Source organism: Streptomyces sp. Sge12 (genome assembly GCF_002080455.1).
Classification (GTDB): Bacteria; Actinomycetota; Actinomycetes; order Streptomycetales; family Streptomycetaceae; genus Streptomyces.
In genome coordinates, this window is sequence record NZ_CP020555.1 from 6,024,686 (window position 1) to 6,045,313 (window position 20,628).

Annotated in this window: 17 protein-coding genes, 1 rRNA gene and 1 pseudogene; 10 read left to right on the forward strand and 9 right to left on the reverse strand. The window is 70.3% G+C overall.

All coding sequences use genetic code 11. The annotated features are described in order from the left end of the window. Positions 1-44: 44 nt before the first annotated feature. On the reverse strand, positions 45-1,244 hold the full coding sequence (gene serB / locus B6R96_RS27040; protein WP_081523886.1) for a phosphoserine phosphatase SerB: 1,200 nt from the start codon (positions 1,242-1,244) through the stop codon (positions 45-47). Between the two features lie 134 nt (positions 1,245-1,378). Continuing rightward, positions 1,379-2,941 (reverse strand): streptophobe family protein, encoded by a 1,563-nt coding sequence (locus B6R96_RS27045; RefSeq protein WP_081523887.1) that lies wholly within the window; start codon positions 2,939-2,941, stop codon positions 1,379-1,381. A gap of 232 nt (positions 2,942-3,173) precedes the next feature. Here B6R96_RS27045 and B6R96_RS27050 point away from each other — a divergent pair, with 232 nt between their 5' ends. Continuing rightward, complete coding sequence (locus B6R96_RS27050; protein ID WP_081523888.1) at positions 3,174-5,720, forward strand: ABC transporter ATP-binding protein/permease; 2,547 nt, start codon at positions 3,174-3,176, stop codon at positions 5,718-5,720. 97 nt (positions 5,721-5,817) lie between these two features. Here B6R96_RS27050 and B6R96_RS27055 read toward each other — a convergent pair whose 3' ends face one another. From B6R96_RS27055 to B6R96_RS27065, 3 genes and pseudogenes are all read right to left on the reverse strand, one after another. Continuing rightward, positions 5,818-6,519, reverse strand: coding sequence for a transglycosylase SLT domain-containing protein (locus B6R96_RS27055; RefSeq protein ID WP_030386467.1), 702 nt, complete (start codon positions 6,517-6,519; stop codon positions 5,818-5,820). Between the two features lie 296 nt (positions 6,520-6,815). Further along, complete coding sequence (locus tag B6R96_RS27060; protein ID WP_081523889.1) at positions 6,816-7,925, reverse strand: S-adenosylmethionine:tRNA ribosyltransferase-isomerase; 1,110 nt, start codon at positions 7,923-7,925, stop codon at positions 6,816-6,818. Positions 7,926-8,041: 116 nt separating this feature from the next. Next, positions 8,042-8,740 (reverse strand): annotated as a pseudogene (locus B6R96_RS27065) (SDR family NAD(P)-dependent oxidoreductase); the annotation flags it as partial. Positions 8,741-8,896: 156 nt separating this feature from the next. Here B6R96_RS27065 and B6R96_RS27070 point away from each other — a divergent pair. The 3 genes from B6R96_RS27070 (at position 8,897) to B6R96_RS27080 (ending at position 11,108) form a co-directional block, all read left to right on the forward strand. Beyond that, positions 8,897-10,060, forward strand: a complete 1,164-nt coding sequence (locus B6R96_RS27070; protein ID WP_030386464.1) for a GAF domain-containing sensor histidine kinase — start codon at positions 8,897-8,899, stop codon at positions 10,058-10,060. Beyond that, positions 10,053-10,712 (forward strand): response regulator, encoded by a 660-nt coding sequence (locus tag B6R96_RS27075; RefSeq protein ID WP_203351662.1) that lies wholly within the window; start codon positions 10,053-10,055, stop codon positions 10,710-10,712. Before B6R96_RS27070 ends, B6R96_RS27075 begins: the two co-directional genes overlap by 8 nt. A gap of 150 nt (positions 10,713-10,862) precedes the next feature. Beyond that, complete coding sequence (locus B6R96_RS27080) at positions 10,863-11,108, forward strand: chaplin (protein WP_030386462.1); 246 nt, start codon at positions 10,863-10,865, stop codon at positions 11,106-11,108. Between the two features lie 290 nt (positions 11,109-11,398). On the opposite strand, the gene B6R96_RS27085 is transcribed toward B6R96_RS27080, so the two are convergent. Next, positions 11,399-12,181, reverse strand: coding sequence for a hypothetical protein (locus B6R96_RS27085; protein WP_030386461.1), 783 nt, complete (start codon positions 12,179-12,181; stop codon positions 11,399-11,401). A 148-nt stretch (positions 12,182-12,329) separates the two neighbouring features. Between B6R96_RS27085 and B6R96_RS27090 the strand changes: the two genes are divergently transcribed. From B6R96_RS27090 to B6R96_RS27105, 4 genes are all read left to right on the forward strand, one after another. Continuing rightward, entirely contained in the window at positions 12,330-13,124 is a 795-nt protein-coding gene (locus B6R96_RS27090; protein WP_030386460.1) for an ABC transporter ATP-binding protein, read from the forward strand. Positions 13,125-13,198: 74 nt separating this feature from the next. Next, positions 13,199-13,627 (forward strand): NfeD family protein, encoded by a 429-nt coding sequence (locus tag B6R96_RS27095; protein ID WP_030386459.1) that lies wholly within the window; start codon positions 13,199-13,201, stop codon positions 13,625-13,627. Between the two features lie 84 nt (positions 13,628-13,711). After that, positions 13,712-14,701, forward strand: coding sequence for an SPFH domain-containing protein (locus B6R96_RS27100; protein ID WP_052877039.1), 990 nt, complete (start codon positions 13,712-13,714; stop codon positions 14,699-14,701). 89 nt (positions 14,702-14,790) lie between these two features. After that, the gene (locus tag B6R96_RS27105; RefSeq protein ID WP_081525278.1) at positions 14,791-15,561 is read left to right on the forward strand and encodes a sulfite exporter TauE/SafE family protein; all 771 of its coding nucleotides are present in this window, start codon (positions 14,791-14,793) and stop codon (positions 15,559-15,561) included. A 69-nt stretch (positions 15,562-15,630) separates the two neighbouring features. Here B6R96_RS27105 and B6R96_RS27110 read toward each other — a convergent pair whose 3' ends face one another. From B6R96_RS27110 to B6R96_RS27120, 3 genes are all read right to left on the reverse strand, one after another. Next, a complete protein-coding gene (locus tag B6R96_RS27110; protein WP_030386456.1) occupies positions 15,631-16,134 on the reverse strand; it encodes an HNH endonuclease in 504 nt (167 codons plus the stop codon). A 149-nt stretch (positions 16,135-16,283) separates the two neighbouring features. After that, positions 16,284-16,817, reverse strand: a complete 534-nt coding sequence (locus B6R96_RS27115; RefSeq protein WP_030386455.1) for a YbhB/YbcL family Raf kinase inhibitor-like protein — start codon at positions 16,815-16,817, stop codon at positions 16,284-16,286. Between the two features lie 58 nt (positions 16,818-16,875). Beyond that, positions 16,876-17,658 carry a sporulation protein gene (locus B6R96_RS27120; protein ID WP_030386454.1) on the reverse strand — a complete coding sequence of 261 codons (783 nt, stop codon included), beginning with the start codon at positions 17,656-17,658 and terminating at the stop codon, positions 16,876-16,878. A 108-nt stretch (positions 17,659-17,766) separates the two neighbouring features. Between B6R96_RS27120 and B6R96_RS27125 the strand changes: the two genes are divergently transcribed. Both B6R96_RS27125 and B6R96_RS27135 read left to right on the forward strand, forming a co-directional pair. Continuing rightward, positions 17,767-18,408 carry a DNA-3-methyladenine glycosylase gene (locus tag B6R96_RS27125; RefSeq protein WP_081523891.1) on the forward strand — a complete coding sequence of 214 codons (642 nt, stop codon included), beginning with the start codon at positions 17,767-17,769 and terminating at the stop codon, positions 18,406-18,408. A gap of 557 nt (positions 18,409-18,965) precedes the next feature. Continuing rightward, positions 18,966-20,490 (forward strand): 16S ribosomal RNA (locus B6R96_RS27135). Positions 20,491-20,628: the final 138 nt, after the last annotated feature.

The window sequence follows — 20,628 nt, forward strand, 5'->3', positions numbered from 1 at the left end:
CGGCAGCCGATGCGGCTGCCGGGGCCCGACGGTGCTCAGGGGGATCAGGCCAGGTCGGCGGCCTCGATCTCCTCGCGTGTGATCCCGAGCAGGTACAGCACCGCGTCGAGGAAGGGCACGTTCACCGCGGTGTGCGCGGCCTCGCGGACCACCGGCTTGGCATTGAACGCCACACCCAGCCCGGCCGCGTTCAGCATGTCCAGGTCGTTGGCACCGTCACCGATGGCCACCGTCTGCGACAGCGGTACGTCGGCCTCCGCGGCGAAGCGCCGCAGCAGCCGCGCCTTCCCCGCCCGGTCCACGATCTCCCCGGTGACCTTGCCCGTCAGCTTCCCGTCGACGATCTCCAGGGTGTTGGCCGAGGCGAAGTCCAGCCCCAACCGCTCCCGCAGATCGTCCGTCACCTGGGTGAAGCCGCCGGAGACCACACCCACCTGGTAGCCGAGCCGCTTGAGCGTGCGGATCAGGGTCCGGGCGCCCGGCGTCAGCTGCACCTCGGCGCGCACCTTGTCCACGACGGACGCGTCCAGGCCCGCCAGCAGCGCCACCCGGGCGTGCAGCGACTGCTCGAAGTCCAGCTCACCGCGCATGGCCCGCTCGGTGACCGCGGCGACCTCGGCCTCGCACCCGGCGTGCGCGGCGAACAGCTCGATGACCTCGTCCTGGATGAGGGTCGAGTCCACGTCCATGACGACCAGACGCTGGGCCCGGCGGTGCAACCCGGCCGAGACCACGGCCACATCCACGCCGATGTGCGCGGAAGCGGTGGCCAGCGCGGTGCGCAGCGGCTCGGTCTCGACGCCGGACACGGCGAACTCCACCGCCGTCACCGGGTACTTGGCGAGGCGGAAGATACGGTCGATGTTGCCGCCGCTCTCGGTGATACGGGAGGCGATGGCGGCCGTCGACTCGGCGGTGAGCGGGTGCCCGAGCACGGTGACATGCGAGCGGCCGCTGCCGCGCGGCCGGTTGTCACCGGTACCCGAGAGGATCTCGGCCTGCATCTTGAGGGACTCGGCCCAGCTGTGGACGGTGGCCCGCAGGTCGCCCTCGGCGCCTCCGGCGGGCTTGGTGACGAGGGCGCACAGGACGATGCGGCCACGGGTGACGACCTGCTCGATGTCGACGACATCGACGGAGTAGGCGGCGAGGGTGTCGAACAGCCCGGCGGTGATCCCGGGACGGTCCTTGCCGAAGATCTTGACGAGGAGGGTGGGGACGTCGTAGGTCTGCGATGCGCTCATGGTGCCCTCACCGTATCTTCTGGACCCGTGCCCCAGGACCCCCGTCCCACGTCTTGAACCCCGGCGTGGCCTCAGGACCCGGGAACGGTGCAAGGGCGGGTGGTGGACGGCTCCGCGCAGCGGACGGGCTCGGCTCACCGCGGCGGCGCCGGAGGCCTGGGCGGGGGCTTCGGCGGGGGCGGCGCCCCCGGCGGGGGAGGCGGGGTGAAGGGCTCCCGGCGAGGCGGTTTCGGCAGCCCCGGAGACCCGGGCGGCCTGCGGGACCACGGCGGGACCCCGGTCACCGTCACGTCCCATGAGCCGTCCGCCTCCCCGCCCGCTCCGGGCCGCGGGCCGCGCACGGGCCCGCCGTACGGCGGGGCCCCCGGGTACGCGGCCGTCGGCGCCTCGGGGTCGGGCCACCCCCGGGCCGGTCCCGGCCCGCCGGCCCGGCCCGGGAGGGCCACCCGCCGCCGGGGAACCAGGGCCGCGCCCGCCGCTCCGGCCGCCGCACCCCAGAGCGCGCCCAGCACCAGCGCGTACAGCACGTCCCCCCGCAGCTCCACGCCCGCGTCCACCGCGTCCACGCCCAGCACCGCGAGCGAGGCGTCCGCCGAGAACCCCGTCAGCCCCACCAGCACCGCCAGGGCCACAGAGGTCACGGCCGACAGCCGGACCGCGCACCCCGCGATCCCGCGCCCGGGCGTCCGTACGGCCGCCAGCACGCCCGCGTACAGCAGCAACAGGGCCACCCCCGCGACCAGCAGCCAGACCCGCTCGTCGTACTCCGCGAGCCGGGCCACCGTCACCGGCTCCCGCGCGGAGTCCGCCAGCAGCTCGTCCAGCGGATCGGGCAGCAGCCGGGCCGGCGCCCCCGTGACCGCGGCGTGCAGCGGCACGAACAGTCCCAGCAGCACCCCCAGCGCGCTCCCGTTCGGCGCCCCCAGCAGCGCACCGCCCAGCACCTGCCGGGGACGGTCGTCGCCCAGCGCCGCCCACACCGCCGCGGCCCACCCGGCCGCCACCGCCACCAGCAGCATCGCCACCACCGCCGAGGCGGCCGGGCGCAGCCGGGCCAGCGCCGCCGGCCCGCGCCGCGAGACCAGCAGCGCGACCGCCAGTACGGCGAGCACCCACACCCCCGAGCCCAGCAGGGTCGGCCCGAGCTCCACCGAGAACCCCACTTGGGTCCGGGTCTCGATCAGATCCCCGATGCGGTCCGGGAGCAGCCCGCCGATGTCCCCGATGCCCGGGATCTCCACCTTCGCCGGGGTCCTCGGCAGCGCCGCCGTCCCGTCCAGGGTGACCACGTCGTGCCCGGCCCACGCCAGACCGCCCGCCATCGCGACGAACAGCACCGCGAGGGCCGCCACCCGGGCCGCCGTCTCCCCGTGCCCCGCCCCGGCCCGCAGCGAACGCAGGAACAGCAGCGCCAGAACCAGCGCCCCGGCCAGTGACACCCCCAAGGGCATGACGTCCAGGGAGGTTTCGGCGCCCGCCCCGACCGCTCCGAAGGCCGAGACGTCACCGGAGGGGGTCACGGTTCCACCGACCGCGAGGACCACCGCGGCGGCGGTCATCGCCCCGAGCGAACCTCCCGCGGCGTCGGCGCCCAGCAGGTGCAGCCCGAGCCCGGCCGCCCCCGCCATCACGATCAGGGACCAGCCCACGGCGGCGACGGCGGACAGCAGCACGTCTCCCCAGCGAATGCGGCGCATGCGGTGAACCCCCGATGCCTACCGAGCGGTACGCGACGGGACCCCCGGGCGAGAAGTCCCGTATCTCACTCTCCGGGTGACTTTCGACCCCGTCAACGGGCTGTCGTAGACGCCCCGGCAAGGCCCGGATTCCACATACGGCTGTGGGCCTGAAATAGTTCCCCCGGATGTTCGCCATCCCTAGACTCCCTGACGTCATGGGGGATTCTCGGGGGACTTAAGTGGGGCTGGAGTGCCGGAACTCGTACTGGAATTGAACGGAAGGACCTGGACGCTCGATCCGTCCAGGTCGTACTCGCTGGGGCGCGACCCCCAGGGAGACGTGGTGATCGACGATGCCCGGGTGTCGTGGCGGCATGCCACCATCACCTGGAACGGCCGGGGTTGGGGCATCGAGGACCACGGCAGCACCAACGGCACCTACGTGCACGGGGCAAGGGTCCAGCAGACCGAGCTCGTGCCCGGCACGCCGGTCCACCTGGGCAACGCGACGGACGGCCCACGGCTGAACCTGAGCGCCACCGCTGCCGCGCCGCAGCCCGCCGTGGCGCAGCAGGCACAGCAGAACCCGGCCCAGGCGTACGCCCAGCCGCAGGCCCCGGCCTACCAGGCCCCGCAGCAGCAGCAGCCCCAGCACCAGGCCTGGGAACAGCAGCAGCACGCGCAGCACCAGCCGCAGCAGCCGCAGGTCCACCTCCCGCACCAGCAGGGTGGCGGCGCCGCCGCGGCCCACCCGGCGCAGGGCGGCGCCCCGGCCTACGGCGACCGCAGCCCGACGACGTTCCACCAGCTCTCGCTGGGCCACGTCATGCGGATCGGCCGTGCGCTGGAGAACGAGCTGGTGGTCTCCGACCTCCAGGTCTCCCGCCACCACGCCGAGTTCCGCTCCATGCCCGGCGGCCGCTTCGAGATCCACGACCTCGGCAGCCACAACGGCACGTACGTCAACGGCCAGCCGCTGCCGAAGTCCGGCACCGTGCTGCTCGGCCCGAACGACATCGTCGGCGTCGGCCACTCGACGTTCCGGATCGTCGGCGACCGCCTCGAGGAGTTCGTCGACACCGGCGAGGTCTCCTTCTCGGCCCGCCACCTCACGGTCACGGTCGACGGCGGCAAGCAGATCCTCAAGGACGTCACCTTCGGCGTCCCGGAGAAGTCGCTGATCGGCGTCATCGGACCCTCGGGCTCCGGCAAGTCCACCCTGCTCAAGGCGCTGACCGGCTACCGGCCCGCCGACCAGGGCGACGTGCTGTACGACAACCGCAACCTGTACAAGCAGTTCGCGGAGCTCCGCCAGCGCATCGGCCTGGTCCCGCAGGACGACATCCTGCACAAGGAGCTGAAGGTCAGCACGGCCCTCAAGTACGCGGCCAAGCTCCGCTTCCCCGGCGACACCGCCGAGTCCGAGCGCGCCGCCCGTATCGACGAGGTGCTGCGCGAGCTCAAGCTCGACATCCACAAGGACAAGAAGATCACCGCGCTCTCGGGCGGTCAGCGCAAGCGCGTGTCCGTGGCCCTGGAGCTGCTCACCAAGCCCTCGCTGATCTTCCTGGACGAGCCGACCTCCGGCCTCGACCCGGGCATGGACCGCGACGTCATGCAGCTGCTGCGCGGCCTCGCCGACGACGGCCGCACGGTCCTCGTCGTCACCCACTCGGTCGCCGAGCTGGCCATCTGCGACAAGCTGCTGGTCATGGCCCCCGGCGGTTCGGTCGCCTACTTCGGCCCGCCGGACGAGGCGCTGAACTTCTTCGGCTACACCACGTGGGCGGACGTGTTCTCGTCCTTCGAGAACTACCGCGACTACGACTGGGCCGGCCGCTGGAAGGGCTCGCAGCACTACCAGCTGTACGCCGCCGACATCGACGCGGTCGCCCCGCAGTCCGTCGCGATGCCGCCGGTCCAGCAGATGCGCCCGCCGAAGCCGCAGGGCTGGGGCTCCCAGCTCTTCACGCTGATCCGCCGCTACGTGTCGGTGATCGCCTCCGACCGGGGCTTCCTCGGTCTGATGCTGATCCTGCCCGCGGTCCTCGGCGTGGTCTCGACGGTCATCCCCGCGACCTTCGGCCTCGCGCCGCCGACGCCGCCGTCCCAGTTCAACGGCGACGCCGGCACGATCATGCTGATCCTCGCGGTCGGCATGTGCTTCTCGGGCGCCGCGAACTCGGTCCGTGAGCTGATCAAGGAACGCGTCATCTACGAACGTGAGCGCGCGACCGGCCTGTCCCGGTCGGCGTACCTCATGTCGAAGGTGATCGTCCTCGGTGTCATCACGGCCATCCAGGGCGTGATCATCTGCGGGATCGGCTTCTTCCCGCGCGACCTGCCCGCCGAGGGCCTGCTGATGCCGCCGGCCGTCGAGCTCTGCGTGTCGGTCATCGCGCTCGGCTTCACCTCGATGATGTTCGGCCTGGTGATCTCCTCGCTGGTGAAGACCGCCGAGAAGACCATGCCGCTGCTGGTCATGTTCGCGATCGTCCAGGTCGTCTTCACCGGCATCCTCTTCCAGGTCTACGACTCTCCGGGCCTGGAGCAGTTCGCCTGGCTGATGCCGTCCCGCTGGGCCGTCGCCGCCGCCGGCACCACGCTGAACCTCGGCAAGCTCATGCCGCCGTGGGACCGCGACAACCCGACCAACACCGACCCGCTCTGGGACGCCACGGTCGGCCAGTGGAGCCTGGACATCATCGTCCTGCTGCTCCTCGGCATCGCCTGCGGCTTCGCGGTCCAGCGCCTGCTGCGCCGCCACGAGCCCGAGGTCATGCGCGCGGGCAAGTAGGACGCGCACGGCGCACACGCACAACGCCTCAGGGCGGCATCCGGAAGTCCGGGTGCCGCCCTGAGGCGCATGGGGGGGGTCTGGCTACGTCCAGGGCCTAGTAGGCGCTGTTGACGTTGTCCATGGAGCCGTAGCGGTCGGCCGCGTAGTTGCAGGCGGCGACGATGTTGGCGACCGGGTCGTACTGGTCGAACTTGGTGCCCTTGACGTGGTACGCCTTGAAGGTCGGGTAGATGACCTGGAGCAGACCCTTGCTGGGGATACCGTTCTGGGCGTTGATGTCCCAGTTGTTGATCGCCATCGGGTTACCGCTGGACTCGCGCATGATGTTCTTGTGGATTCCGGCGTAGGTGCCCGGAATGCCCTCCTTCTTCATGATGAAGAGGGCTTCCTTGATCCAGCCGTCGAGGTTGTTCGCGAAGACCGGGGTGCGGGCGGCGGACCGGCTGGCGGCCGCCTTGTCCTCGCGGGCCTTCTTCGCGGCGGCCTCGGCCTTGGCCTTGGCGTCCGCGTCGGCCTTGGCCTTGGCGGCGACCTTCGCCTGGGCGGCGGCGGCCTTCGCGTTGGCGGAGGCGATGACCTGCTGTGCGGAGAGGTGCCCGTGCAGGGCCTTCGTCTGCGCGCCGTTGACGGCCTGGGTCCAGGCGACGGGGGCGGCGGTGACGGTCGTCTCGGCACCGGCGTCGGCCGGAACCAGGGAGAAGGCGACGGCGGCGGCGCTCAGGGTGGCGACACCGGCGATGGACAGCTTGTGTGCCTTCGTCAGACGACTGTGACCAGGGGTGCGGGAAGCAGACATGGCGGGCAACCTCTTCGAATAGCGGGAGTCGCAGGAAGGCGCTTTGTGGATCCGGGGATCCGCGGTGCTGTGCGACGGGAGCAATTCTTAGCGGCGGCAAAAACTTGTGGCAAAGGTGTGACGTACGATCCCGCTTAGTGGATCACGCACGGGTGCCGAGGCCCGATTTCGGGCCCCGGCGCTAGGTGGGACAGTGCTGACGAGGTCTTTATGTGTCCACTAGGGAGCTTCGTAAGTGATGCAGGTCCTATGTGCGGGGTCACATCGGGCACGTAACGGTTTCACCGTGCGTTGCTTCAGCAATGCGAATGGTTACGGTTCTCATCCTTGAGTAGCAGGTGAATGTCCCCGAACTCGTGCCAGAGGCAGAGACGGGCCATTGCCTCGGCATACCCGAGCCGTACGGCGGCGCGTCCCGCGACCGCCTCCAGCATCAGCAGATGGGACGCCCCGGGCTCGTGCAGCCCGGTCAGCAGTCCGTCCACCACCCGCACCCCGCGCTCCGGGGTCACCACCAGATCGGTCCACCCGGCGGCCGGGCGCACCCGCCCCGCTTCGTCCACGGCCGACTCCAGGGCCCGTACCGCCGTGGTGCCCACTGCGATCACCCTCCCACCGCCGGCCCGAGCGGCGTTCACCAGCCCCGCCGTCGTGGGGGACACCTCGTACCGTTCCGGGTACGGCGGCTCGTGCGCCTCCTGCGAGGCCACCCCGGTGTGCAGCACCAGCGGGGCGAACTGCACCCCCCGGCTCACCAGCCGCGCCACCAGCTCCGCCGTGAAGGGCCGGCCCGCACTCGGCATCTCCGCCGAGCCCGATCCGTCGGCGGCCGGCACCGCGAACACCGTCTGATGGGCGGAGAGCGGCTGGTCCCGCTCCGTGTAGGCGTACCGGATCGGCCGCCCGTACGCCCGCAGCAGCCCCGGCACCCCGTACGGCGCCGGGTGGGGCCGCGCCCACCACAGCCGGTCCGCGCCCGCGGCCAGCGGCTCCTCCAGGACCAGCCGGCCCCCGTCCGGCAGCTCCACCACCGCCCCGGCCGGCCCCCCGGCGTGCGGCCGGGTCGTTCCCCCGCCGGCCGGGGCGCGCAGCTCCACCGCCCAGCGGCCGTCGTCACCCCGGGTCGAGAAGTGCACCACCAGGTCCTCGCGGCCCAGCCGGGCGTCCACGGCGGCCGCCAGCGTGGTCGAGGTGTTCACCACCAGGACGTCCCCGGCCCGCAGCAGCCCCGGCAGCTCCCGGAAGGCGTGCAGGGACACCTGCCGGGTGCCCCGGGACACCAGGAGCCGTACGTCGTCCCGCCCCCGTCCCGGCCCGCGCTGCTCGGCCGGAATCCGGGCCACCAAATGCTCGGGAATGTCCGTTATATACAGTCCCGTTTTCTGGAGGGGCCGGTGCCCGCTCACCGCCCGGCCCCCGCAGCCCCCGCACCCGCTCCCGAGGCGGCCCCCGAAGCCGCCCCCGCGCCCGCTCCCGAGGCGGCTCCCGAAGCCGCCCCCGCGCCCGCCCCAGTGCCGTCCCCCGCGCCCGCCGCCAGCTCCAGCGCCGTGTACCGCCCGCTCGGCAGCCCCCGCTCCACCAGCCGCAGCAGCACCGGCGCCACCTCCTCCGGCGCCGGCAGACCCGTCAGGTCCTCGCCGGGCTCGGCCGCCGCCATCATCCGCGTCCGCATCGAACCCGGATCCGCCCACCACACCCGCAACCCCGGCTCCTCCACCGCCAGCACGGCCGACACCAGGTCCCCCGCCGCCTTGGTCGCCCCGTACGCCCCCCACGTCGCGTACGCCACCACCGCCGCGTCCGAGCTGATGTTCAGCACCGCCCCGGCCTCCGCCGCCCGCAACAACGGCAGCCCCTCCTGGACCAGCCCCAGCGGCCCCACCACATTGACCTCGAAGGCCTCGCGCAGCCCGTCCAGCCCATGGTCCGCCAGCGCCACCAACGGCTCGGCCCCGAGCGCCCCCGCGTTGTTCACCAGCAGGTCCAGCCCGCCCAGCTCCCGCGCGGCCGCCACCAGCGCCGCCCGGTGCCCCGCCGAGGACACGTCCCCGGCCACCGCCACCACCCTCACCCCGGCCGCCCGCTCCAGCCCGGCCGCGGCCTCCTCCAGCGCCGCCGCACCCCGCGCACCGAGCACCAGGTCCCAGCCGCGCGCCGCCAGTTCCCCGGCCAGCGCCCGGCCGAGCCCCCTGGACGCCCCCGTCACGATCGCCACCGACATGACAGCACCCTCACCTTCCGTACCGATCACCAGATGCCCCCAACCTAGGAACGGCCCACCCCCACCGCGTCGGCCGCCGGCCCCACCCCCACACGTCCCTTGGACCTACGTCCACGGCCCGATCCCGCAGGTCACGGCCCCGGGTACGGTGAGGCCATGACCGGAAGCCCCCCGCACGGCGGGCCCCCCAGCGGCCTCGCCGCCGTGAGCACCGCGCTGCTCGCCATGAGCCGGCGCCTGGAGGTCCGCGACGTCCTGCGCACGATCGTCGTGTCCGCCCGCGAACTCCTGGACGCCGAGTACGCGGCCCTGGGCGTCCCGGACGACCACGGCGGCTTCGCCCAGTTCGTCGTGGACGGCGTCAGCCCCGAGCAGTGGCGCAGCATCGGCCCGCTGCCCCGCCAGCACGGCATCCTCGCCGCGATGCTCCACGAGGGAGGCACCGAGCGACTGGCCGACGTACGCGAGGACCCGCGCTTCGAGGGCTGGCCGTCCGCCCACCCGGACATGTCCCACTTCCTCGGCATGCCCGTGCGCGACGGCGAGGAGACCCTCGCCGCGCTCTTCCTGGCGAACAAGCGGCCCGGCGCCCCCGGCGGCGGGCAGGGCTTCACCGACGAGGACCAGGAACTCCTCTCCCTCCTCGCCCAGCACGCGGCGATCGCCCTCACCAACGCCCGCCTCTACGAGCGCAGCCGCGAGCTGACCATCGCCGAGGAGCGCTCCCGGCTCGCCCACGAGCTGCACGACGCCGTCAGCCAGAAGCTCTTCTCGCTGCGCCTCACCGCCCAGGCCGCCGCGGCCCTCGTCGACCGTGACCCGGCCCGAGCCAAGGACGAGCTCCAGCAGGTGGCCGCCCTGGCGGCGGAGGCCGCCGACGAACTGCGGGCCGCCGTGACCGAGCTGCGTCCGGCCGCCCTGGACGAGGACGGACTCGTCGCCACGCTGCGTACGCACGTCCACGTACTCGACCGCGCCCACACCGCACACGTCACCTTCACCTGTGACGGCGTACGGGCCCTGCCCGCGACCCAGGAGGAAGCGCTGCTCCGCGTCGCCCAGGAGGCACTGCACAACGCCCTGCGCCACTCGGGCGGCGACCGCGTCGAGGTCACCCTGAGCCGTACGTCCGGCGGCGGTGCGGTCCTGAAGGTCCTGGACACCGGCAAGGGCTTCGATCCCCTGACCGTCCGCCGCGCGGGCCGGCACCTGGGCCTGGTCTCCATGCGGGACCGTGCGAGCGGCGTCGGCGGCCTGCTCACCGTGCACTCGGAGCCCGGTCGGGGCACCGTGATCGAGATGGAGGTCCCCGGTGGCTGACAGCACCGGCCGCAGCGGCGGCATTCGAGTCCTGCTGGTCGACGACCACCAGGTGGTCCGGCGGGGCCTGCGCACCTTCCTGGAGGTCCAGGAGGACATCGAGGTGGTGGGGGAGGCCTCCGACGGCGAGGAGGGCGTCGCCCGTGCCGAGGAGCTGCGGCCCGACGTGATCCTGATGGACATCAAGATGCCGGGCACGGACGGCATCGAAGCGCTGCGCAGGCTGCGCGAGCTGACGAACCCGGCGCGGGTGCTGATCGTCACCAGCTTCACGGAGCAGCGGACCGTGGTCCCGGCCCTGCGGGCCGGCGCGGCGGGATACGTCTACAAGGACATCGACCCCGAGGCACTGGCCGGGGCCATCCGCTCCGTGCACGCGGGCCACGTGCTGCTCCAGCCGGAGGTGGCGGTGGCCCTGCTCTCCCAGGACGACCAGGGCTCCCCGGCGGGCCGGCCGGGCTCGCTGACCGACCGCGAACGCGAGGTCCTGGGCCTGATCGCCGACGGCCGCTCCAACCGGGAGATCGCCCGGGCCCTGGTCCTGTCCGAGAAGACCGTCAAGACCCACGTGTCGAACATCCTGATGAAGTTGGACCTTTCCGACCGGACGCAGGCCGCATTGTGGGCGGTCAGGCACGGAATCACCGAGTAATCGGAGCCAGATCGGATCGTGTCGTTCCGGACTGAGATTCATACGGTCGGGTGTATGTAGCCCACATGGCGTATCCGGATCGCGGGGCCGGCCGTTCTTCCATACGTGCCGCGGCGGCTGGTCGCGGCAGACGTACTGGAGGACGAGAACGTGAAGAACTTCAAGAAGGCCGCAGCCGTCACCATGATCGCGGGTGGCCTCCTCGCCGCCGGCGCCGGTGTCTCCTCGGCGCACGGCGGTGCGTCGGCGGAGGGCGAGGCCCTGAACTCGCCGGGCGTGGCCTCCGGGAACCAGGTCCAGGTCCCCGTGCACATCCCCGTCAACGTGGTCGGCAACACGGTCAACGTGATCGGCCTGCTCAACGGCGCCTTCGGCAACACCGGCGTGAACGCCTGACCCTCGCCGAACCCCGCAGGCCCCGCTTCCCCCCTCTCCCCGGGAAGCGGGGCCAAGGCGCGTCCCGATCCAGCCCCGCCGGAACCCGAAGCGCGGCCCACCCAGCCCCGCCGAAGTCCGAGGCGCGGCCAATCCAGCCCCGCCGAAGTCCGAGGCGCGGCCAATCCAGCCCCGCCGGCGTTTGAGGCGCGGGGTGTGGGGCGGAGCCCCACAAAGCCCGGCGCAGCCGGGGCAACCGGGGCAACCGCCCCCGCCCGCCCCCGCCCGCCCCCGCCGCGCAGCGACCCGGCTCAGCCCCGCTCGCGCGCCTCAACGGCCGAGTTGTACGCCGCCACCAGCGCCCGCCGAGCCACCCGCTCGACCGGCCGCAGCGCCTCCGCCCGCGCCGCCATCTCCGAGGCGGCCACCGCACCCCCGTGCCCGTTCTCGTACGCCAGCGACACCATCAGGTCCACCCGCTGCGCCAGCGCGAGCACCCGCACCGCCCGCGCCGGATACCCCGGCGCCAGCGCCTCCCGCCCGGCCTCCGCCCGCGCCCGGTACGCCGACAGCGCGGCCTCCGCGACCGGCCCCGACCCCGCCACGTCCAGCCGGGTCAGCACCTCGGTCGCCTCGCGCAGCGCCTCCGCGAGCTCCCGCTCCGCCTCGCCCAGCGAGGGCACGTCCGCCGGCGGGGCCTCCCGTACCGGCAGCACGTGCCAGGTCACCGACACATGGACGTCCCCGGCCGGGCCGGCCTCGGACACCTCCGGCACCAGACCCAGCGCCGCGCCCACCGAGACGACCGCCTCCTCCGCCTCCAGCGCCCGCGCATTGAACTCAGGGGGCCCGCTCAGCCCCAGCGGATGCCCCGGCGCCGGCAGCGCCACCCGCAGTCCCGTCACCCCCAGCGCCCGCAGCCTGCCGAGCGCCAGGGTGAGCCCGACGGGGCCCGTCTCACCCGGCAGCCCCTCCACCCGGTGCACGGCGTCCTCGCCCACGATCGACAACACGGCCTCGTCGGGCGAGGCCAGACCGGCCAGCAGTGCGTTCCCCCAGGCGGCCAACCGCCCTGAACGTGGTTCGAAAAGCATCCCCCTACTTTACGGATCGGCCCCGGCACCGGGCCCCGGCCCCGGAGCCCTCTCCGAGTGGCGTAGGTTTTCCCCTGGGGCTGCGTCCCCTGGGGCTGCGTCTACCGGCGCACAGAGAACCGTGACTGCAAGGGGTGACAACACGCTCATGAGCGATGTTCTGGAGCTGGTGGACGTATCCGTGGTCCGCGAGGGCCGGGCTCTGGTGGACCAGGTCTCCTGGTCGGTGAAGGAGGGGGAGCGCTGGGTGATCCTCGGCCCCAACGGCGCCGGCAAGACCACACTGCTGAACCTCGCCTCCAGCTACCTCTTCCCCACCAAGGGCAGCGCCACCATCCTCGGCAGCACCCTCGGCAAGGTGGACGTGTTCGAGCTGCGCCCCCGCATCGGTGTCGCGGGCATTGCGATGGCCGACAAGCTGCCCAAGCGGCAGACCGTCCTGCAGACCGTCCTCACCGCCGCCTACGGCATGACGGCGACCTGGCAGGAAGAGTACGAGGACGTCGACGAGCAGCGCGCCCGCGCCTTCCTCGACCGCCTCGGCATGACCGAGTACCTCGACCGCAAGTTCGGCACCCTCTCCGAGGGTGAGCGCAAGCGCACGCTGATCGCCCGCGCGCTGATGACCGACCCCGAGCTGCTGCTCCTCGACGAGCCCGCCGCCGGTCTGGACCTCGGCGGCCGCGAGGACCTCGTACGCCGCCTCGGCCGCCTGGCCCGCGACCCGCTCGCCCCCTCGATGGTCATGGTCACCCACCACGTCGAGGAGATCGCCCCGGGCTTCACCCACGTCCTGATGATCCGTCAGGGCAAGGTCGTCACCGCGGGCCCGATCGACCTCGAACTGACGTCCCGCAACCTCTCCCTCTGCTTCGGCCTCCCGCTGGTCGTCGAGCGCAACGGGGCCGACCGCTGGACGGCCCAGGGCCTGCCCCTCGGGTAACTCCTCGGCCGGACCGGTCGCTTACGGGTCCCGCACCCTGTCCCGACCGCGCCCACCGGACCTACCATGACCATGTGGACATCGACGCGTGGGTGTGGTGGCTCATCGGCGCGGTCGGACTGGGCATCCCCCTGGTCCTGACCGCCATGCCGGAGTTCGGCATGTTCGCAGTCGGCGCGGTCGCGGCCGCCGTCACGGCTGCCCTCGGCGGGGAAGTGGTGGCCCAGGTCCTGGTCTTCGTCATCGTGTCGGTCGCGCTCATCGCCGTCGTACGGCCCATCGCCAACCGCCACCGCGACCAGCGCCCCCAACACCGCAGCGGCATCGACGCGTTGAGGGGCAGAACCGCAGTCGTCCTGGAACGGGTCGACGGCAGCGGCGGCCGCATCAAGCTCGCCGGCGAGGTCTGGTCCGCGCGCACCCTCGACACGGACACCAGCTTCGAGCCCGGCCAGTCCGTCGACGTCGTGGAGATCGACGGAGCGACCGCCGTCGTGATGTGACAAGCAGCCTGCTCGCGGCCCCCAGGTCTGCGAGACTCCGATCAACGGGGCAGCACAGACAGCCGGAAGGGCACGGGGAACCGCATGCAACCGATCATCATCGTCCTGATCATTCTGGTGGTTCTGGTCTTCATCGCACTGGTCAAGACGATCCAGGTGATCCCGCAGGCCAGCGCCGCCATCGTCGAGCGGTTCGGCCGCTACACCCGCACCCTCAACGCGGGCCTCAACATCGTCGTCCCGTTCATCGACTCCATCCGCAACCGGATCGACCTCCGCGAACAGGTCGTCCCGTTCCCGCCGCAGCCCGTCATCACCCAGGACAACCTGGTCGTCAACATCGACACCGTCATCTACTACCAGGTGACCGACGCGCGGGCCGCTACCTACGAAGTGGCCAGCTACATCCAGGCCATCGAGCAGCTCACCGTCACCACGCTCCGCAACATCATCGGCGGCATGGACCTGGAGCGGACCCTCACCTCCCGCGAGGAGATCAACGCGGCCCTGCGCGGCGTCCTCGACGAGGCCACCGGCAAGTGGGGCATCCGCGTCAACCGCGTCGAGCTCAAGGCCATCGAGCCGCCGACCTCCATCCAGGACTCGATGGAGAAGCAGATGCGCGCCGACCGCGACAAGCGCGCCGCGATCCTCCAGGCCGAAGGTGTCCGGCAGTCCGAGATCCTGCGCGCCGAGGGTGAGAAGCAGTCCTCCATCCTCCGGGCCGAGGGTGACGCCAAGGCCGCCGCACTGCGCGCCGAGGGTGAGGCACAGGCCATCCGCACGGTCTTCGAGTCCATCCACGCCGGTGACGCCGACCAGAAGCTCCTCGCCTACCAGTACCTCCAGATGCTCCCGAAGATCGCCGAGGGCGACGCCAACAAGCTCTGGATCGTGCCGAGCGAAATCGGTGACGCCCTCAAGGGCCTCTCCGGCGCCATGGGCAACTTCGGCCCCATGGGCGGCGGCGGCTCGGGCTTCAACCCGGGGAACACCGGCAAGGACGGCGGCGGCATCCCGGCCGCGCGCGACAAGGACGGCGCGGACCGCCGCGAGCAGCCCCCCATCGACTGACCCGCCACCCCTTCCTGCATGATCAGTGAGGCCCCTCGACCTTCATGGCGGGGAGGCGACTCTCTCATGCAAAGGGGATGGCACAGTCCATGTCCATCTGGGAATCACTCGCGGTCTTCGCCGCCGGCATCGGCGCGGGCACGATCAACACCATCGTCGGCTCCGGCACCCTGATCACCTTCCCGGTGCTGCTCGCCACCGGCCTGCCCCCGGTCACCGCCAACGTCTCCAACACGCTCGGCCTGGTGCCCGGTTCGATCAGCGGAGCCATCGGCTACCGCAAGGAACTCCAGGGCCAGCGCGCCCGCATCCTGCGCCTCGGCTCCGTGTCCCTCGTCGGCGGACTCGCGGGAGCGATCCTGCTCCTCACCCTGCCGTCCGACTCCTTCGACACGATCGTGCCCGTCCTGATCGGACTGGCCCTCGTCCTCGTCGTCCTCCAGCCCCGGCTCGCTGCCGCACTGCGCCGACGCCAGGAAGCCGCCGGGGGCGACACCGGCCACCCCGACGGCGGACCGGCGCTACTCGGCGGCATGCTGCTCGCCAGCGCGTACGGAGGCTACTTCGGCGCCGCCCAGGGCGTGCTCTACCTCGGCCTGATGGGTCTGCTGCTCCGCGAGGACCTGCAACGCATCAACGCCGTCAAGAACGTTCTGGCCGCCCTGGTGAACGGGGTCGCGGCCGTCGTCTTCCTGTTCGTCGCCGAGTTCGACTGGACGGCCGTGGTCCTCATCGCCGTCGGCTCCACCATCGGCGGCCAGATCGGCGCCAAGGTCGGCCGACGCCTCTCACCGACCGTCCTGCGCGCGATCATCGTGACGGTCGGGATCCTCGCCATCGTCCAGCTGCTCGTCGGCTGAGCGACGTAGACCAGCTACGCCGCTCACCGCATCAGCGTCCACCGAACGGACCGAACGGAGGGGATCCGCCTAGGCGGAACGCTCCAGCCACTCGGGAAGCGCCTCCCGCCCGGCCACCCCCAGGGCCAGCAGCATCGCCTCCGCGGGCGACGGTACGAACGGCCTGCGCAGGAGCGGCATCCCCGCCTCCTCCGGAGTCCGCGCCGCCTTGCGGTGGTTGTCCTCGGCGCAGGAGGCCACGGTGTTCAGCCAGGTGTCCCCACCCCCCTGGGCCCGCGGCAGTACGTGGTCCACGGTCGTCGCGCGCTTCCCGCAGTACGCGCAACGGTGCTGGTCCCGGACCAGCACCCCCCTCCGCGACCAGGGAGCATGTCTTCGGAACGGCACCCGGACGTACCGGCAGAGCCTGATCACCCGGGGCATCGGAAGCTCCATGGTGGCCGCGCGCACACGCAGCTCGGGGTGCGACTGTTCGACGACGGCCTTGTCCTGGAGCACCAGGACCACAGCCCGGTTCAGGGTCACCGTCGACAGCGGCTCGAAGCTCGCATTCAGCACCAGCGTGTCCCGCATCTCGCCCACCTCCCGTGTGCAGGCCCGCGACCACACCGGCGGCAGGGCCCGCAACCACTCTGGCCGCGCGCGCCACGCGGGACAACGCAATAAAAATGCCCGGTCCTGGCCTTCTTTAGACCAGGACCGGGCAAACGCTCGGAGAACGATCAGCCGACGGGCGCCTCGTACTCACCGATCAGCTGGGCCCGCCCCAACGTGTGGAAACGCAGATTGAAGCCGACCACGGCGGGCGAGGCATCCGCCCCGACGCCGAGCTCGGCCCGGTCCACCGCGTACACGGTGAACACATAGCGGTGCCGCTCCCCGGCCGGCGGAGCCGCCCCGCCGAAATCCCTGGACCCGTAGTCGTTGCGCACGTGCACGGCCCCGGCCGGCAGCCCCTCGAACTTCCCGCTGCCCGCACCCGCCGGCAGCTCGGTGACCGAGACCGGCAGATCGAAGAGGACCCAGTGCCAGAACCCGCTGCCCGTGGGCGCGTCCGGGTCGAAGCACGTCACGGCGAAGCTCTCGGTCCCCTCCGGGAACCCCTCCCACCGCAACTGCGGCGAGACGTTCCCACCCGAGTACACCTGCGCCTCACCCAGATCGGCACCGGGCTCGAGGTCCTCGCTCGTCACGGTGAAGGCGTGCACCTGGGGGTGGAAGTCGTGCGGGAGAGGAGCCCTGCCCTGCTCGGTCACATCGGTCACTGCTGACCCTCCTGATCGCTCGCGAATACGGGTCCGAGCCTAGATGCGGCTAGAACCAGTTGCGCTGCGAACCCACCGACGCGATCCACTGGTTCAGGTACGCCGCCCAGTCCGTGTCCTGGTACGACTGCAGACCCACCTGGAAGCAGCGGTAGGTGTCACTGCCCTCGGTGAACAGACCGGGCTTCTTGTCCATCTCCAGAACGACGTCCATCTCCCGGCCGTCGGAGATGAAGGTGAGCTCGACCTGGTGCAGCCCGCGGTACTGGGACGGCGGCAGGAACTCGATCTCCTGGTAGAAGGGCAGCGACTGCCGCGTGCCACGGATGTGCCCGCGCTCCATGTCAGCACTGCGGAAGGTGAAGCCGAGCTGCCGGAAGGCATCGAGGATCGCCTGCTGCGCCGGCACCGGGTGCACGTTGATCGCGTCGAGGTCGCCCGCGTCCACCGCACGCGCGATCTCCAGCTCGGTGCTGACCCCGATGTTCATCCCGTGCAGGTGCTGACCCCCGAAGTGGGTGATCGGCGTCTCCCACGGGATCTCCAGCCCGAAGGGCACCACGTGCAGCGCGCCGGCCTGCACCTGGAAGGCACCGCCCAGACGCTGCTTGGTGAAGACGATGTCCTGCTTGTACTCCTGGTCTCCGCCCTCGACCTCGACCCGTGCCTGCAGCCCGACGGACAGCCCCTCGATCTGCTGCTCCACGGATCCGCCCTGGATCCGTACCTCGCCCTGGACGATCCCGCCCGGCACGACGTTCGGCTCGGTGATGATGGTGTCGACCGAAGCACCACCGGCACCCAGGCTCGCGAACAGCTTCTTGAAGCCCATGCTCTAACTCCCCTTGAAGGATCTGGCGACTACGCCGCGACTACCCCGTATCAACGCGGAACATGAGGTCCCGGTTGCAGGTGGACGCGTTCCACTACGCTCGACCGGATGAGCGCGCGACCTGACCGTACGCCCCTGCCCAGGTCTTTCTTCGACCGCCCGGTCCTCACCGTGGCCCCGGACCTCCTCGGCCGCACCCTCGTCCGCCGCACCGCGGACGGCCCCCTCGAACTGCGCATCACGGAGGTCGAGGCCTACGAGGGCGAGTCCGACCCCGGCTCGCACGCCTACCGCGGCCGCACCGCCCGCAACGCATCGATGTTCGGTCCGCCCGGACACGCGTACGTCTACTTCATCTACGGCATGTGGTTCAGCCTCAACCTGGTGTGCGGTCCGCCGGGCCGTGCGAGCGGGGTGCTGGTGCGCGCGGGCGAGATCACGGTGGGCGCCGAGCTGGCCGCCAAACGTCGGGTTTCAGCCAGAAACCCCAGAGAACTGGCCAAGGGGCCGGCCCGGCTGGCCACGGCCCTGGACGTGGACCGCTCCCTCGACGGCACCGACCTCTGCGCGGGGCCCGATTCCCCCTTGTCCGTCCTCACCGGCACTCCGACCTCGGCGGACCTGGTCAGCAGCGGCCCGCGCACGGGAGTGGGCGGAGCCGGCGCGGCCCACCCGTACCGCTTCTGGATCGCGCACGACCCGACGGTGAGCCCGTACCGCGCCCACGCCCCACGCCGCCGCTCAACTTGACTCGCCCTTGCGGGACGCCTAACGTAGCCCGAGCCGCTTGAACGGGGCACTGCTATCGGCAGACACCCAGAGCGGCCAACCCAACACCTACGACTTAACCCCTGGCGGGGTCCCATTCGGCATGCCCGAATTCCTGGCCAGTGGCTCGATTATGAGCCGCAAGGGATAAGCGCTAAAGTGGTGGAACGCCGAAAGGCAAAGACCCCCAACGGTCACCGAATTCAAATCCACCGCCGGAAACGGCGCGGAAATGATCTGGTAGAGTTGGAAACGCAAGAACAGAACGAAAGCCCGGAGGAAAGCCCCAGCGGATGTCGCGGGGGGGGGTGAGTACAAAGGAAGCGTCCGTTCCTTGAGAACTCAACAGCGTGCCAAAAATCAACGCCAGAAGTTGATACCCCGTCCACTTCGGTGGATGAGGTTCCTTTGAAAAAGACCTGTCGGGCCTTCGGGCACTGGCAGGCGACAAACACAGCGAGGACGTTGTGGCGCGTCGGTCTTATTCCGACATGACGTGCCCGCTCTAAGTGATGTGTGCACCCGATTACGGGTAAACATTCATGGAGAGTTTGATCCTGGCTCAGGACGAACGCTGGCGGCGTGCTTAACACATGCAAGTCGAACGATGAAGCCCTTCGGGGTGGATTAGTGGCGAACGGGTGAGTAACACGTGGGCAATCTGCCCTTCACTCTGGGACAAGCCCTGGAAACGGGGTCTAATACCGGATACCACTCCTGCCTGCATGGGCGGGGGTTGAAAGCTCCGGCGGTGAAGGATGAGCCCGCGGCCTATCAGCTTGTTGGTGGGGTAATGGCCCACCAAGGCGACGACGGGTAGCCGGCCTGAGAGGGCGACCGGCCACACTGGGACTGAGACACGGCCCAGACTCCTACGGGAGGCAGCAGTGGGGAATATTGCACAATGGGCGAAAGCCTGATGCAGCGACGCCGCGTGAGGGATGACGGCCTTCGGGTTGTAAACCTCTTTCAGCAGGGAAGAAGCGAAAGTGACGGTACCTGCAGAAGAAGCGCCGGCTAACTACGTGCCAGCAGCCGCGGTAATACGTAGGGCGCAAGCGTTGTCCGGAATTATTGGGCGTAAAGAGCTCGTAGGCGGCTTGTCACGTCGGATGTGAAAGCCCGAGGCTTAACCTCGGGTCTGCATTCGATACGGGCTAGCTAGAGTGTGGTAGGGGAGATCGGAATTCCTGGTGTAGCGGTGAAATGCGCAGATATCAGGAGGAACACCGGTGGCGAAGGCGGATCTCTGGGCCATTACTGACGCTGAGGAGCGAAAGCGTGGGGAGCGAACAGGATTAGATACCCTGGTAGTCCACGCCGTAAACGTTGGGAACTAGGTGTTGGCGACATTCCACGTCGTCGGTGCCGCAGCTAACGCATTAAGTTCCCCGCCTGGGGAGTACGGCCGCAAGGCTAAAACTCAAAGGAATTGACGGGGGCCCGCACAAGCGGCGGAGCATGTGGCTTAATTCGACGCAACGCGAAGAACCTTACCAAGGCTTGACATATACCGGAAAGCATTAGAGATAGTGCCCCCCTTGTGGTCGGTATACAGGTGGTGCATGGCTGTCGTCAGCTCGTGTCGTGAGATGTTGGGTTAAGTCCCGCAACGAGCGCAACCCTTGTCCTGTGTTGCCAGCATGCCCTTCGGGGTGATGGGGACTCACAGGAGACCGCCGGGGTCAACTCGGAGGAAGGTGGGGACGACGTCAAGTCATCATGCCCCTTATGTCTTGGGCTGCACACGTGCTACAATGGCCGGTACAATGAGCTGCGATACCGTGAGGTGGAGCGAATCTCAAAAAGCCGGTCTCAGTTCGGATTGGGGTCTGCAACTCGACCCCATGAAGTCGGAGTCGCTAGTAATCGCAGATCAGCATTGCTGCGGTGAATACGTTCCCGGGCCTTGTACACACCGCCCGTCACGTCACGAAAGTCGGTAACACCCGAAGCCGGTGGCCCAACCCGTAAGGGAGGGAGCTGTCGAAGGTGGGACTGGCGATTGGGACGAAGTCGTAACAAGGTAGCCGTACCGGAAGGTGCGGCTGGATCACCTCCTTTCTAAGGAGCACAGTACCGATTGCAGACAAATGTTCTGCACGGTCAGCTCATGGGTGGAACGTTGATTAGTTGGCATCTTCGGTCTGATGGTTCTCGAGTACTGCTTCGGCGTGGAAAGAGAAGACGGACGAACGAAGA